This window comes from Desulforamulus putei DSM 12395, from assembly GCF_900129195.1.
Lineage (GTDB): Bacteria > Bacillota > Desulfotomaculia > Desulfotomaculales > Desulfotomaculaceae > Desulfotomaculum > Desulfotomaculum putei.
This window is the reverse complement of record NZ_FQUY01000002.1, coordinates 69,613-83,338: the sequence shown is the minus strand read 5'-3', so window position 1 is coordinate 83,338 and position 13,726 is coordinate 69,613. Positions and strand designations below refer to the sequence as shown.

Annotated in this window: 8 protein-coding genes; 1 reads left to right on the top strand and 7 read right to left on the bottom strand. The window is 53.8% G+C overall.

Annotated elements, in window-relative coordinates:
* Positions 1–9 precede the first annotated feature (9 nt).
* The 5 genes from BUB67_RS02570 to BUB67_RS02550 all read right to left on the bottom strand — a co-directional run bounded on the left by BUB67_RS02570 (position 10) and on the right by BUB67_RS02550 (position 9,269).
* Positions 10–1,719 carry a hypothetical protein gene (locus BUB67_RS02570; protein WP_084127623.1) on the bottom strand — a complete coding sequence of 570 codons (1,710 nt, stop codon included), beginning with the start codon at positions 1,717–1,719 and terminating at the stop codon, positions 10–12.
* Positions 1,716–3,533, bottom strand: coding sequence for a hypothetical protein (locus tag BUB67_RS02565; protein ID WP_143156984.1), 1,818 nt, complete (start codon positions 3,531–3,533; stop codon positions 1,716–1,718). The genes BUB67_RS02570 and BUB67_RS02565 overlap by 4 nt, the downstream gene beginning before the upstream one ends.
* Before the next feature lie 620 nt (positions 3,534–4,153).
* Positions 4,154–4,990, bottom strand: a complete 837-nt coding sequence (locus BUB67_RS02560; protein WP_073235280.1) for a phosphoadenosine phosphosulfate reductase domain-containing protein — start codon at positions 4,988–4,990, stop codon at positions 4,154–4,156.
* Between the two features lies 1 nt (position 4,991).
* Positions 4,992–8,339 carry a hypothetical protein gene (locus tag BUB67_RS02555; protein WP_073235277.1) on the bottom strand — a complete coding sequence of 1,116 codons (3,348 nt, stop codon included), beginning with the start codon at positions 8,337–8,339 and terminating at the stop codon, positions 4,992–4,994.
* Complete coding sequence (locus tag BUB67_RS02550; RefSeq protein ID WP_073235274.1) at positions 8,340–9,269, bottom strand: DUF4007 family protein; 930 nt, start codon at positions 9,267–9,269, stop codon at positions 8,340–8,342.
* A 214-nt stretch (positions 9,270–9,483) separates the two neighbouring features.
* Between BUB67_RS02550 and BUB67_RS02545 the strand changes: the two genes are divergently transcribed.
* Complete coding sequence (locus BUB67_RS02545) at positions 9,484–10,224, top strand: SIMPL domain-containing protein (protein WP_073235271.1); 741 nt, start codon at positions 9,484–9,486, stop codon at positions 10,222–10,224.
* A gap of 32 nt (positions 10,225–10,256) precedes the next feature.
* Here BUB67_RS02545 and BUB67_RS02540 read toward each other — a convergent pair whose 3' ends face one another.
* On the bottom strand, positions 10,257–11,813 hold the full coding sequence (locus BUB67_RS02540; RefSeq protein ID WP_073235268.1) for a helicase-related protein: 1,557 nt from the start codon (positions 11,811–11,813) through the stop codon (positions 10,257–10,259).
* Complete coding sequence (locus BUB67_RS02535) at positions 11,773–13,710, bottom strand: DEAD/DEAH box helicase (RefSeq protein WP_238456921.1); 1,938 nt, start codon at positions 13,708–13,710, stop codon at positions 11,773–11,775. The genes BUB67_RS02540 and BUB67_RS02535 overlap by 41 nt, the downstream gene beginning before the upstream one ends.
* Between the last annotated feature and the right edge of the window lie 16 nt (positions 13,711–13,726).

The window sequence follows — 13,726 nt, the reverse complement described above, 5'->3', positions numbered from 1 at the left end:
ACGGCTTGACTAAAAAGGATTTACCACCAGCGAAAAAGCATCCGACAGCTCCTCCAAAAAGCCGGCCGCCCGCAGCATGGCTACTGGCCAGTCCTTATCCTGGCCGGCAAAATCATGGCCCACAAACTGGCCTGTAAAACGCAGCGCTTCCAAAAGCTGCCTGCCTTCCAGAGCTATGCCGAAGTGCAAATACACTTGCTGCAAAAATTCCGGATAAGTGCAGCGCTGTCCGGGCGGCAGCACAGTGAGCACCAGCAGGCGCAAAAGCCTCTCCCCCAGCACAAAACGTGCTCCCGGGCCGGTACGGGGCACAATAATGCCCGACTGTTTGCCCAGCGAAAGCAACAGCTTGTAGCCATATTTGTCATCGGCTTCCCGCCACAGCTTGTTCTCTTCTTTCTTTAAAGCTTCCTCATCTTTTTTGCCCATCACTTCTTTAACCGCCCGCTGCACGTATTGCTTAAGAGCAGGATGACGCAGGGCGGTGTAAATCATGGTCTGCACAACTTGCAGGTTGCCCGCCGCCGCCAAACGTAGGGCGGGCGAAGCTCGGCCCGGAGTGAAAAGCCAGGCATAACCCAGAGGGTTGCTGAGGGAAACAGTCTGCCCCTCCCTCCCGCCATAACGGGCACTCTGAGCGCACAGGGTGCGCAGCACCTGCAGAACACAGAGCAGCATGAGCATGTCCAAACGTTCAGCCGGATCCAGAGCGGCCTGCAGCAGGCGATAAAGCTCCACAGCAAACAAGTAGGTTTCCGGCCAGGTTTCAGCCGCACAATATTCGCACTTCAGTTCGGATTTGGAAACTTTCTCCGTCACTTTGCGGCTGGTTGCCGGATCCAGATTTTCAATGTAGTCGGCCAGCTTATGCAGTATTCTGCTCACCCGGCCTTCGCCCAGCTTTTTCAGCTCGCGGCTTAGGTTTTCATGCAGCTTTTCCAGGTCGGCCTCCTCGGGCCGCAGTATCATCAAGGCCCGCCATTCTGCCAGCCAGGTGGCAAAAACGTCCGGGTCGGTGCGAAAAAGGTTGCATAATTGTAAATAAAGCAATTCTCCACCGCGGGCAAGGAAACGGTGTTTTGACACGCTAAAATAGATATTGAAATAATCAATAATATCTTCCCATCCATTAACTTTCTTGGATTTTGCCGTCGAAAAATTAAAAAGTGTTTCCTGCATTAACAGAGCCGGCGCTAAGGGATAAAAGGTGCGGGCCGACCAGACGCGGTCAAAACCTGCCCCCTGCAGTCCGCCCAGAAGTTGTTTCAGTATCTCCACCGCTTTATCCACTTTGCCCCCTTCGGCCAGCCCGGGCTTTTCACGCAATCTGCGGCCCAGCTCTCTGTACTGTTCCTCATGCACCGGGTGGCGCTTATCCGGCGGCGTGAGCCGGAAAAAGGCAAACAGCTTTAAATTCAGGTACACCGGCAGCCGGTAAAAAAGCGCGGCCGCCGCAGGCCAGCTGCGCAAGTCCGACAAAGGAGGCAGCGCGTCAGCGTTCCAGAGCGGCGTCCTGCCTGTTTTCTCGCCTTCCGCTGCAATTTTCTTTTCCGCCAGCGCCACCGCCAAAAACTCAACCAGTAAGTCCATGGCCCGCTGGTCAATAAAAAAGCGTTTGCCAAAAAGGCGCATGGCCGGGTTTTTATTCTCTTTCCACTCACCTTTATCCATCTCCGTTATGGACAGGGTACCGGGAAACAGGGGTGGTAATCCACTCATAAAGACACCTCCAACTCACCGGCCGCAAATTCCAGCCGTACCCTGCGGGTTTTGCCAGCCAGCAGGTACAAAAGCTCGCCCACTTCTAATTCGTCGTCCTCCTCCGCCTGCTGCTCCTGGTAATAACTGATGAGCTGGGATTTAAAACGCTTCAGGCGGTTGGCATAAAAAGCGTGCAAATCGGCCGTCATTTCTCCCCGGTAGCGGCGGGCCACATAATCCAGAAAGGGCAGGCTGAGCTCCAAATCTAAATTCTTGTTCCTTTTCAAGCAGAGGTAAAGGGCTTTTCGGTTTAAAAAATGGTCCGCCCGGAAACCCTCACGCGATTCCACTTCAAAATCGGCCAGGCGAAAACGAGCCAACAAAAACTGCACCACAGCAGCCTGATCGGCCCGGCTTAAGGGAATATACAACCTCTCTCTGTCCCTTTTTTCCAACAAGGGCAGGCCGGCAAAATACTCCTGTAAAACATGCACAATTTTCTTCTTATAATCCACCATTAAGTGATCTGAAGTATTTTCCAGCATATGCAAATAATCAAACAGAGCCGGAGAATCCAGAAAATCGCAGATAAAGTTCTTGTCCGCTTTTTCCTGCTCACCCACCTCACTAAAACAGGTACCCCAGAAATACAGCAGCCTGCGCAACTGTCGCCGGTAGGCGACCTTTTCTCCCTGTTTATTGCTTTTTAATTCTTTGCACAGACTTTCCGCCAAAGCATAATCGGACCATCTGCCTTCCTCCGTCAGCCAGAGTCGTTGTTCCACCGCCGGTTGCAAAACCTGTCCGTAACCGGCCTGACGCACCTGGCGCACGGCATAGAGCTGGCTGGCCGCCCCATCCTCCTGCCAACCGTCATCACCGAAAAAGCGGTTGTAAAAAAGCGCGCGCCAAAGCTTATTCTGACCACTGCCCACCGTCATTTTTGCCACCTGGCGGCAATTGCATCCACCGGTAAGGGCATAGGCCAGGTGGGCAGTCATCTGGCGCATGGTCAGGCGGCAGCCGTATTCATACATGTGCCGGTAAAGCAACCAGAGGCGCTGCCGCACCGTTTTCCAGCCTTGCTGCAACAGCTGCACATTGAAATAAATGGGGCAATCCTGCGCCAGGGCACACCGGCTGCATTTTTGCCAGTTTTCTTCTTCAATCATACGCTGCAGCACCTGCAGCGCCGGCTCAATATTGTTGATATTGCCCACATTAATCAGCAGCAGCCGCTCACCCAGCAGGCCCGGCTCGCCGGCACGCATGGCCGAGAGCAGCTCCTCCCATATGCCGGGCTGGGAATTTTTCAGCCACTGCATTGCTTCCAACAGGGTACCGGTATTGGATACCAGCAAATAGCGCCAGTGTTCATTTTGCCAAATTTCCCGCATCACCTTGCCCCGCTCGTCAGCCGGCAGTTCGCTCATGTCTTTAATCACTGTCAGCTTTTTTTCGGGCAGTTCTATCCGCCAGGACGGCGTGCCTGCAAAACCCAGTTTTTGCAGCACCGCAAAGGCAAGGGTGGTTTTACCGTCACCGGCATTGCCCGTCAGCACAACTTTGCCGCAGCCATTCATTAACTGGTTGTATATATAATCCTCCAGGGGATGTTTCACCTGCACCCTGGGGAAAAAGCGGCTGTTAAGCTGACTTTCCGCCAAGGCATTTTCATTGGCTGCCGTGGTATTGCTCAGAGTATTAAGGTAGTCCACAAACTCATTAACCATATTATAGGACGCAAATGTTTCCGCTACCCCGACCGCAGGGTGGGGCGGCGCGCCGGACAGGTCTGCTTTGGCCTGATCATAAGTGGTCTTATTGCCCATGGGCACCTTGGGACTGTCAAAAGCATGATGTGTAATTAGGGTGGATGCTGGATGAGTTGTCTGTTTTACCAGCGAGGTAGGCGCTGGATCGCTCTGACAAGCTGTTGGCATAATTGAGGGGTCATAGAGCGTGGCTGGTTGGGAAACATTATGAGCATTGTATGCTTGTAAAGCTGGTTCTTTCGTTTTGCTACATAGTATCTTGTACCTCTCAAGAATATTTACAATTCTTTTCTTTAACAATTCCGACTTTATTTGGTCAATAAAATCTCGAAATACAGCTTCATCCAAATAAGCATGCGATACATTTTGAGTCAGTTCATTAGGCCCACCAATTTTTTTCACATCTACAAAATAGGCTTCTCGTCCTTTTATAGGCATTAACTTCCAAAACCCGGTGGATTGTAAATGAAAAAATGGGTTATAAGGCCTGTTGCGGTCGCTTTCATCAGAAAATAAATTGAAATAAAAAGTAAACCTGCTCTTTAGATAGTCATCATAATATATTTCATTAACACGCTTTTCTTTAAGCAGGTCAAGCACAACCAGAAGCATAATTAACTTATGTGGTTTAAAATTACCCCTAATTAATTGCATTTCCATATCATTTAAAAATTTATCTATACCCATTGCAACACCCCTCTTTCAACCAATACTTTTCCCAAAATATTGGATAATTTTTCCACTGACTTATTGTCAGTATCATCTAAGGGAAGCTGACGTAATATTTCTTCTCTTCTCTCCAATAATTCACTCAAACTCATGTCATCACACCATGTGAAACGCACTCCCGCTTCATGTATAACTGTTTCGTAACTCATTGCCTTATAATAAAGTTCCGGGTGATGTTCATATAGCCCCAACCATTCACGTTTGGTTTGGTAAAAACAAAAATAACAACCGGAACGCTTTCTCCATTGATAATAAGCTGGAAAACCTAAACCAGATTTCTCTAGTAAGTGTTTAATATCATCATAAGTTAACCCATCTTCAATAAAAGGGAAACAGGTAAATATTTTTCTATTTTTTGATATCAACCCTTTTCTCTCTCGTTTTTCATCGGCTCGCAAACCAACATAACTTATAATGTTACAACCGGGATAACTACTTTCTATCCACTTTTCATAAGGAATCAACTTTAAAACCTCAGTACACCAGCGCTGTTTCGGCGAAGGTAAATAAGTAAAAACACCGGCTGGTGTTTTCTTCACCTTTACCAACGACCAGTAGCTATCCCAGCTCTTCTCCGGCCTAATCACTGTTATGTCAATATTAAGTACGGCTCGGATGCGGTCCAGGTACTCGTAGGTTTCGGGCAGTTCACAACCGCTGTCGGTAAAGACATATTCCAGGGGCAGGTGGGGATACTTTTCCCGCATATACACGGCTAGGGCCGCGCTGTCCTTGCCCCCGGAAAGGGCCAGAATATGGCGCTCATGGACATTCTTTATCAGCATTTTAATCACCGCTTTCTACTGGCAAAATTTGCTCGGCCAGAGCCAGCAACACGGCCCGGGCCTTTTCCGGCGGCAGGGCCATAATTTCGGCTACTCGGCGCTGCACTTCACCGTCACGTTGAGAGGCGGCAGAAATGAGCTGGCGCCGCATGCCGGAGGGAGTACTTATGCTGAGCAGCACCTGGCCGCAGTGCTGGGGCCGGTCAGCGGCACGCAGCAGTTTCAGCTGCTCCATCCGGGTCGCCAGGTGGGGCAACATTTCGGCAAAGAGCAGCAAATCCTGGTCCTGCCAGCTGTCCAAGGGTTTTTTCAGCACACTGCCGGCAATGCCCCGCGCCCATTTTTCCGGGTCTTCCGCCGGCCGGAGCAGGGCCGCCAGCAGGGGCTTTAGTTCCGGATCCCGGCAAATATCTACCAAACCAATAACTTTTTCCTTCATTATAGCACAAAGTTGCCCTAAATTTTTTGCCGGCCAGGTTTGCAGCAAAATATCCTGCACTTTTTGTTGCAAAATATCGTCGGCCCGGGCCAGTTCCTGCAGGGCGGCCAGCAAACGCTGCTGCAGTTCTTCCACCGCCTGTTCATAGTCATCCTGCCAATCAATTTGCAGGGCAGCAGGCAGTTCATGAAAGAGCAGCTCTAAAGGGTCAGCAGCATTTTGCAGGGCCAGCAGCACGCGGCGGGCGGCGGGGGAAACCTGTCGGGTCTGACGGGCATAGGCCGAAAGACCCTGGGCAAATTTCATCAGCGGTGTCACCACGGTGAGCAGGGACTGGTTGCGCAGCTTTTGGGCGCCGGTTATACTGGCCTGGCGTAAAATATTCCGGTAGGCGGTGAATATACTGCGCTGCAGTTCGCTTACAGCAATTTTTTTCAAAATGAACAGTTCGGGCCGTTTGCTGAGCAGGGACAGAGTGGCGCCGCTCAAGTAAGGCATGTAGTTGTTTTCCCGGAAAACCACTATTTCATCGGCCTTCACCAGTATGTAATGGCAGAGAAAAACGACAGCCGGCCCCTGGCGCAACCCAAAGGGAGGCTGCTGCAGACGCTCCAGGACGGCCGAGGCACTGATGCCCTGAGGATCACCGGATAACATATGTTCTATTTCTTGCCAGAGGGGATACAGGCTGGGGTCGCTGCCCGGCAGGGTGAGCTGCCAGCCGCCTGAACCCAACGGGGGAACGTGCAGGCCTGTGCTGAAAAGCAGGGAGCGGTACAGGGCCACTTCGGGGCCAAATCCTTTCATTCCCAGGTTTTCCAGCTCGGCCTTTTCAACCATGGCTTCCAGCAGTTCGCGGCGGGCTCTGGCCGCGGCGCTGGAAAGTTTGTTATAATTGATCATCTCATTTCTGATGTGCGGGCAGCTGTTGTACACTTTATCGCAGAGGCGGGAAAGCTCCCGGCCCAATTCCCGGCTGCTGTTCAGCGTCACCGGCCGGCCTTCGCTCAGCCACTGGACATGGGGCGAACCGGGAGCATAAGCCTTGGTTACCAGCGTGCGAAAGGCGGTTTCGGCCACCTGCAGGCGGTATTTTATTTCCCGCCGGGCCACGGCGTCGTGGGCCAGTTCTTCCCTTTCCGTCAGCAAGGTTTGCAGGGCGCTGATTTCCAGCGCCTTTTCTTTTATGGCGTTTTTGACGGGGGCGTAGGCCACCAGCAGGGGCCGCCCGTCCCGGCAGCGGGCGGGTAACATTGGAGGCGCCGTAGCCAGGCCGTAACAATACAGCAATAAACCGTCGCAGCCGTCAGCCGGGACCGGTTCCTCATGAACGGCCGCCTCCTCCAGCCAGCGCCGTTCAAAGCAGCGCACAGTGCCCTTTTCCAGGGCATGGCGGGCGGCCACCAGAGGAGAAAGAGGCAGGTGCTGTTGCAGTATTTGCTCCAGGGGTTTTAAGGCCAGGCGCTCTTTTTGCCGGCGCAGAGCATCAGTAATATCAATATCGCTGCCTTCCCAGAGGCGATACTCCGCAGCGTAGGTGCGGTAGAGAAGTTTGCCCGCCGCCACCAGCATGTGCAGGGCTTTTTGCACCTGGGCCGGGGTGGCCTGGCCGGATAATTCCAAGAGCGAGTTTAGGACCTCCGCACTGGCCGGACAAACCGCCCCTTTGCCCAGCAGGTTGAGCAGGCCGATGCTTTTGAGCAGGGCTTGTTCCAGCGGGGGCAGGTCGCCGGCGTTGTTGATCATGTCTTGAATTTCCAGCCAGCGCTGGGCTTCCGGCCGATCCAAAGATGGCAGTGTGGCGCTGTTGATAAAATAGTCATAGAGCGCATCCAGCCCCACGGCAGGCAGAGGGCCGCTGTCCGACAGGGGGGTGCGGTTTAACAGGGCGGGCAGGGCCAGATGATGGCCACTGTTCAAAAAGGAAAAAAGGGTACGGTTGTACTGGGCTAGGCGACGGCAAAGCTCCGCCAGGGCCAGGGCGGTTACGGGCTGCAGCGGGTAAAGCTGCTCTAGGGTGTCCTGATCCTGCAGGGCGGGCAGGTGGGGGGCAAACCGGCGGGCCTGCCCGGCCGCTTGCTGCGCCCATTGCCGCACTCTGTCCGCCAGGTCAGGCGGCAGTTCTTTCTGCAAAGCACGCCGCATGAGCAATAACAAATGGTCGTTGTTTTCCACAAAGGATATGTCTTCAAAGCGTCCCTGGATTTTAGCCCACTCCCGGCGCTGGGCGGGGGAAAGGGCAGCGGCGTATTCTTCAAAGGCCTGGTGCAGGCACACCATGATAAATATGCCGGGGGTTTCGGCCAGTTGTTGCAGAATAAAGAGGTCGCCCCGGTCGGGGTGGTAGGACAGGTATTCTAAGTTCTTGCCGAATTCATCCAGCACCAGCAAAATGGGACGACCGGCCCGCTGCTGCAGTTGCCGGTAACCGTCCAGCAGAGCAGATGGCGCAGCGGCGTTTTGTTTGACCCGGCTGGTTTGGGGCAGGCCCCGTTGCAGAGCAGCCGAGACTGGTTCGTACCCTGCGGTGATGGCTATGGTATAAAGGCCGGCGTCTCCGCATACATTTTGCAGACCGCAGCGCAGTTGGTCTGCCAGGGACGGATGACTGGCACGCAGCCGCTGCCAGGCCACGCGGCCGGGTTCACTGGCGGCCGGACCGCACAGGGCCAGCAATAAGCTGAGCAGAGCAGATTTGCCCATGCCGTAGGGGCCGGTGAGCGACCAGGCGTTTATTTTTTCACCCTGCAGGGCGGCTGCCAGGCGGCCCAGCACCTGCTGACCGGCCGGGCCCAGTTGGTAATTTTGCAGCAAGTTGACAGCTCCGTTGTCCCGCTCTATGTGCACGGAGCGGGCTGCTGCTCCGCCGGAACGGATGTAGTTGCTGAGGAAATTGCCGGATAACGACATTTACTTTGACTCCTTGTAGTATTTTTCCAGGGCCAGCCAGTAGAGCTGGGCGGGGGTGAGATTTTTCTCCCGCAGGTGCAGTTGAAGGTTTCCAGCTATGTGTTCCAAAGAAAAGAAAGGCAACGCCTCTGCCGCCTGCTCCAACAGGCTGCCGACTGCACTTTCGGGTATTTTAAACACCACGCCGGGAGAGTTAAAATCGTAGCTCAGTTTTGCCAGGGTGACGGTGCGCACACCCTCCCCGGCATAGTGGTGCATATAGGAAAAACAGGCGGCGGCAAAGATGAGCGGTGGCAGTTCGGGTTTTTCCGCTATGTTGAAGGTAAAGTGATTGCTTTCCGGCACCCGGCAGAGCAGCCCCAACCGGGTAAAAGGGCTGTCTATATCGCCGTTCGCCCGGTCGTCGGCATACATGCGCAGGATACAGGAGGCATCACGCTCCCAAGTATGGGAGGATATCTCCTGCCAGCGTTCATATGCCTGCCCGGCCTGGTGCAGGAAATGAGCCAGTTGTTTGATGTCAAAGCTGGCGAGCCGGCATTTGTTGAAAGCCAGCGGCCAGGCTACGGCTTCCAGCCGGGGTAAAAAAATTTGCCAGTGCAGCAGCCAGAGGGTGCCTTCGTCCTCCAGATAAGGGTCGTAGGCTTTGGGGCCAGTGAACAGCTTTTGCCCCAGCTCTGTGAGCTGGTAGGCACCACCGTTCGCCGGCTGGATCAGTTTACAGCACAGACACCAGAAGCGAATGGAGGCGACCATGTTTTTACCCACCCCTAGGCGCTCTATGGCGTTGGATGCTTTGAAGATGTGCGGGTCTTCCTGCACGGCCCGGCAGCCCTTCACCAGCCAGCCGTAACGCGGGGCAAAGGTTTCGTGCCGGCCCATGTTGCCTTGCTGCAGGTATTCCGCGGGCGAGAGTATTGCTGCGTTCATGGAAAAATGCTCCTCATAAATATAATTAGGTAATTAGTTTGCTATCCAAACGCATTTTTCCTGCAATGACAACGGACATCTCACAAGAGCAAGCGGTACATTTCTTCTAAATTTTTTAAAATCTTTTTACTTCTCCTGTTACATTTTTTATAATGCAACGTCTATTATTTACCAAAGTGTTCCACCGTTGAAAAATTGTTTTGGGGGGGATTTAATGGATCAAAACGGCAAGGGGAAATATTTTGTCATTTCAGCAGCCCTGCTGGCAATTTCACTGGTTATCTGTTCTTTTGTACTGGCCAAGCCTCTTTCTTATTATGCCGCCAGCAAATCTTCCATCACCGTCACAGGTTCCGCCAAGAAACAAATCTTATCGGATCTGGCCGTCTGGCGGGGTTCCTTTTATCAGGAATCTGCTGCTTTGCCGGAGGCTTACAAGAACTTGAAAAGTGATTTGGAAAAAGTGAAGTCTTATCTTAAAGAGAAAGGCATCCCGGAAGATCAAATTACAGTTTCCTCTATCAGCACAATGCCACAGTATATCTATCATCCCAACGGCACCAGCACCGGCCAAATTGCCAGTTATCGACTTTTGCAAACCGTGGAAATCAAATCCACAGATGTACAGAAAATTGCCGGCATTGCCCGGGAGTCCACCGAGTTGATTGAACAGGGTGTTGTCTTTGAATCGCAGCCCCCGCAGTACTTTTATACCAAGCTCAACGACTTAAAAGTAAACATGCTGGCCGAGGCCACCAGGGACGCCAAACTGCGGGCAGAAAAAATGGCCGCCAGTACCGGAAGCCGCATCGGTGCACTGCGGTCCGCCAAAATGGGGGTTTTCCAAATTACCCCGGTCAACTCCAACGAGATCTCGGACTACGGCATCAATGATACCTCCTCCATAGAAAAAGAAATCACCGCCGTGGTCAATGTAGAGTTCAGTATAAAATAAATGAGGGCAGGCTTAGCCTGCCCCTTTTGTTTTTAGAACACCACGGCCACTTCATCCCGGTCAATGACCCGGCGAATTTCCCGTACCCGCTCCCGCAGGGACGGGTTGCTGTGGCTGGCATCATCGATCTGGCGGAGTAAATCAATGAGTCGCCGGATGATGGACACAATGTCGCCCTCCTGCAGGCTGGTATTTTCCAGCAGGTAATCCAGCCCCTGGCCGGTGTACCAGGCATGGGCCACAAAGCCCGGGGCGCTGGACCATACCAGAAATTGCGGCGGTACCCCGGCTGCCAGCAATTCTTCCCGCAGTTCGTGGACGGGGGTGGGGTCATAGGGAGGGGCCGGGACAAATTCCCGGCGTCCGGGAATATAATCCACCCCGGCCAGGATGCCGGCCACTTGCTCCGGGGCTAAATCCTCCAGGATCCCGGCAAAGGCCAGCTCCGTCACAAAGATTTCCTGCACGTGCAGTTCCAGCGCAAAGTTGCCCCGGGCGAAAAATTCCCGTCCCTTAATATACCCCAGGTTTTCCAGAATACCTTTCACAAAATGATACTCATGGATGTATTTTTGGGACTGCTGTTGAACGGCATTTAGCTGTCCCAGCAGCCCGGCCCGCTGGTATCCCAGGGCCTCCAGCCGGTCCCTGGCATCCGCACACACCTCGTGCAGGCAGCGCTGGCTCTGCTGGTTGGCCAGGATCTGTTTGATCTCCTCAATTCTCTCCCTGGAACCGGGCCGGTTTTTATACTTGGAGGAACGCAGGCGTTTTTGCTCCCGGATCAGTTTGCGCCGCTGCAGGGGGCAGGAGGCTTCGCCCCTCAGTTCACAAAAGATACTTTTGACCTGTTCATACTGCCGGTTTAACTCCTCCAATAACTGGTTGATTTCCCGCTGGGCCCGCCTTTCCTGGTAAGCAGAGAAGTTCTGGGTCAGGAACCGGTCTATCTCCTCATCGGTTTTCCATTTCAACAGGCTCAGTACGGTATTGGGGGAAATGGTCAGCCGGCCATACACCGACTCCACCTGGGACTCGTCAAAAAAACCGGTTTGTTCGGGGAATTTATCATCAATTCGAATGTAAACATGTCCCACCCGGTCAAAGCCCCGGCGCCCGGCCCGGCCCGCCATCTGGAAAAATTCTCTGTTCATGAGGGTTCTAAATTCCTTACCGTCCCACTTGCGGCAGGAATGAAACAACGTGGTGGCGGCCGGGAAATTGACCCCGGCGGCAAAGGTTTCGGTGCAGAACAACACCCAGAGCAGGCGGCTTTCATAAAGACGTTCCACCAAATTTTTCAAAACCGGAGACAGTCCGGCATGGTGATAACCAATACCCTGCTGCAGCAGTTTCCGCAATACCCGGCGGTGGCCCCGCTGAAATATCTCCGGGTGCTCCTTTTCTGTCTCCAAAATGGCCTTGAGGACCATTTCCTTTTCATCCGGGAATAAAAAGTCCCATTCCCGTCCTAACTCGGCCGCCAGTTCCTCGGTACGGGCCCGGCCAAAGACAAAGTAGAGGGCGGGCAGGTGATCCTGCACAGCCTCAATGGCGATCGAGGGGTTTTCTGCTGCGACGCGCTCCACGTCTGTTCCACCTCCTGCTTCTTAGTTCAAACTCCTCTTCCCTGGCAGCCAGACGTTCGGCCTTCCGTTCCTCGCTGCGTTTTTTTACGGCCTGTTCAATATATTCCCGGGCTTCATCTTCATCCAGGATGATGCCCTCCGAACTCAGCCAATTGATGGCCAGCGGTACTGCCCGGTTGGTTTCCACCACCACCTCCACGGGTTCGCCCCGGACCTCACTCATCCAATCAGCAATTTCCTGAATGTTGGGTACAGTGGCTGACAGCCCCAGGAATTTCACATGGGGCGGCGCAAAGATAATACTTTCCTCCCAGGCCGTTCCCCGCTCCGGGTCATCCAAGTAGTGGATTTCGTCAAAGACCACACAGGCCACGTCATCCAGCCCTTCCGGCTCGGAAAAACACCGGTTGCGGAAAATTTCAGTGGTCATGATCAACAGCGGCGCGTAGGGGTTGATGGAAATATCCCCGGTGACCAGACCCACCATCTCGTCACCAAACACATTGCGAAAATCCACAAACTTTTGATTGCTCAGGGCCTTCAGGGGAGAGGTATAAACCGCTGCCTTCCCCCTTTCGATGACTGCTTCAATTAATCGCTCGGCAATCACAGTTTTGCCGGTTCCCGTAGGGGCCGCCACCAGGACATGGCGGCCGGCTAGGGCGGCCCTGACAGCCTGTTGTTGGAAATGATCCAGTTCCAGCGGACCGGCGGGCGGGGGCGGCGGCGTGACGGCCCGGCGGGGGCGTTTTTTACCCGCCGGTGGTTTTTCACGCCTGGCAGCACTTTCCCGGGCGGCCTCCCGCCTTTGTTGCTTGGCGGCCAGGGCCCATTCATGCTCAATGCTGGGAAACCTCTCTTTAATGGCCTGGATATCCCCCCGCCGCACCAAGATGCCCATCCTGCCATCTTCTTTCTCGATTTCCCCGGCAGGGTTGATGTAACCCTCTCTCACCAGTCTGCGAATCCGATCGGGGGTGGTATCCAGCAGGTCCGCTGCTTCCAGGGTGGTTATTTTGCTGGCCCGCTTAACGATCTTATGTAAATCAGGGCGATATTTAATGGCCTTCACTTCATCCCGCCATACTCTGGTGCTGCCGGCCATGCGGAAGGAAGTTAATTCCTCCAGTTCACACAGATTTAAAATATCCTCCATGCCCAGTTTTAATTTATCTGCTGCTTCCTGCACGGTCATGGAACGGGTGGCAATCCATGTCAAAGGCAGGACATCCGGCCCTTCCCGGGCTTCCAGGTGCATACCGGTGAGCCTTTTCAACTCTTGAACAATGAATTTGGGTGAATGGGGATAGGGAGACGTCCAGAGACCTACCCCGTTCATATTGATTCGGTAGGAACCGTCCGATTGAATCATCCTGACAGCCATTTCCCTTTGCTCCGGTGTCTCAAGGATGGAGCCCAGATTGAAAAAGGGTTGCTTCCGGTAAATTTCCTCCAGCTTTTCTTGCAATCCCCGGCTGGCTTGCCGCCGGGCCAGCTCCCCTTGCCCCTCGGGGGTTGTGGAGGTGGTTATGGTACCGTCAGGTAAAATAACAAAGGGAGGGATTTCCTTACCGGCCCGCAGGGCCGCCACCAGGCTGCTGTGTATTCTAAACTTCCTGACAAAATCATCCAGGGTTAAAGGACCGTGCCCGGTCAGGTAATTGGCGGCATCCTCCCAGGCTGCCGGGCTGTCCGCCGGTGCGTAGTGACCGCTGACCAGCCGCACCACCGGAAACTTCACTTTGGGGAGCAGGGGCCCCCCTAGGGCCCGCTCCAGCTCCTCTTTGCCAAGGGAGCGGCCATCGGCAAAAATCTCCCGCAGCTTTTGCTCCTGCCAGGCATGTTTTTCTTTTAACATCTGTTGTTTTTTAAGCTGTTCCTTGTCTTTGACGACCAAGTTTCACACTCCCCAC

What these genes read in the sequence shown, in the direction of transcription:
- BUB67_RS02570 (WP_084127623.1), bottom strand. Translation starts at nt 1,719, where the DNA reads ATGAGTGGATTACCACCCCTGTTTCCCGGTACCCTGTCCATAACGGAG.
- BUB67_RS02550 (WP_073235274.1), bottom strand. Translation starts at nt 9,269, where the DNA reads ATGAACGCAGCAATACTCTCGCCCGCGGAATACCTGCAGCAAGGCAAC.
- BUB67_RS02560 (WP_073235280.1), bottom strand. Translation starts at nt 4,990, where the DNA reads ATGCTGATAAAGAATGTCCATGAGCGCCATATTCTGGCCCTTTCCGGG.
- BUB67_RS02565 (WP_143156984.1), bottom strand. Translation starts at nt 3,533, where the DNA reads ATGGGCAATAAGACCACTTATGATCAGGCCAAAGCAGACCTGTCCGGC.
- BUB67_RS02545 (WP_073235271.1), top strand. Translation starts at nt 9,484, where the DNA reads ATGGATCAAAACGGCAAGGGGAAATATTTTGTCATTTCAGCAGCCCTG.
- BUB67_RS02555 (WP_073235277.1), bottom strand. Translation starts at nt 8,339, where the DNA reads ATGTCGTTATCCGGCAATTTCCTCAGCAACTACATCCGTTCCGGCGGA.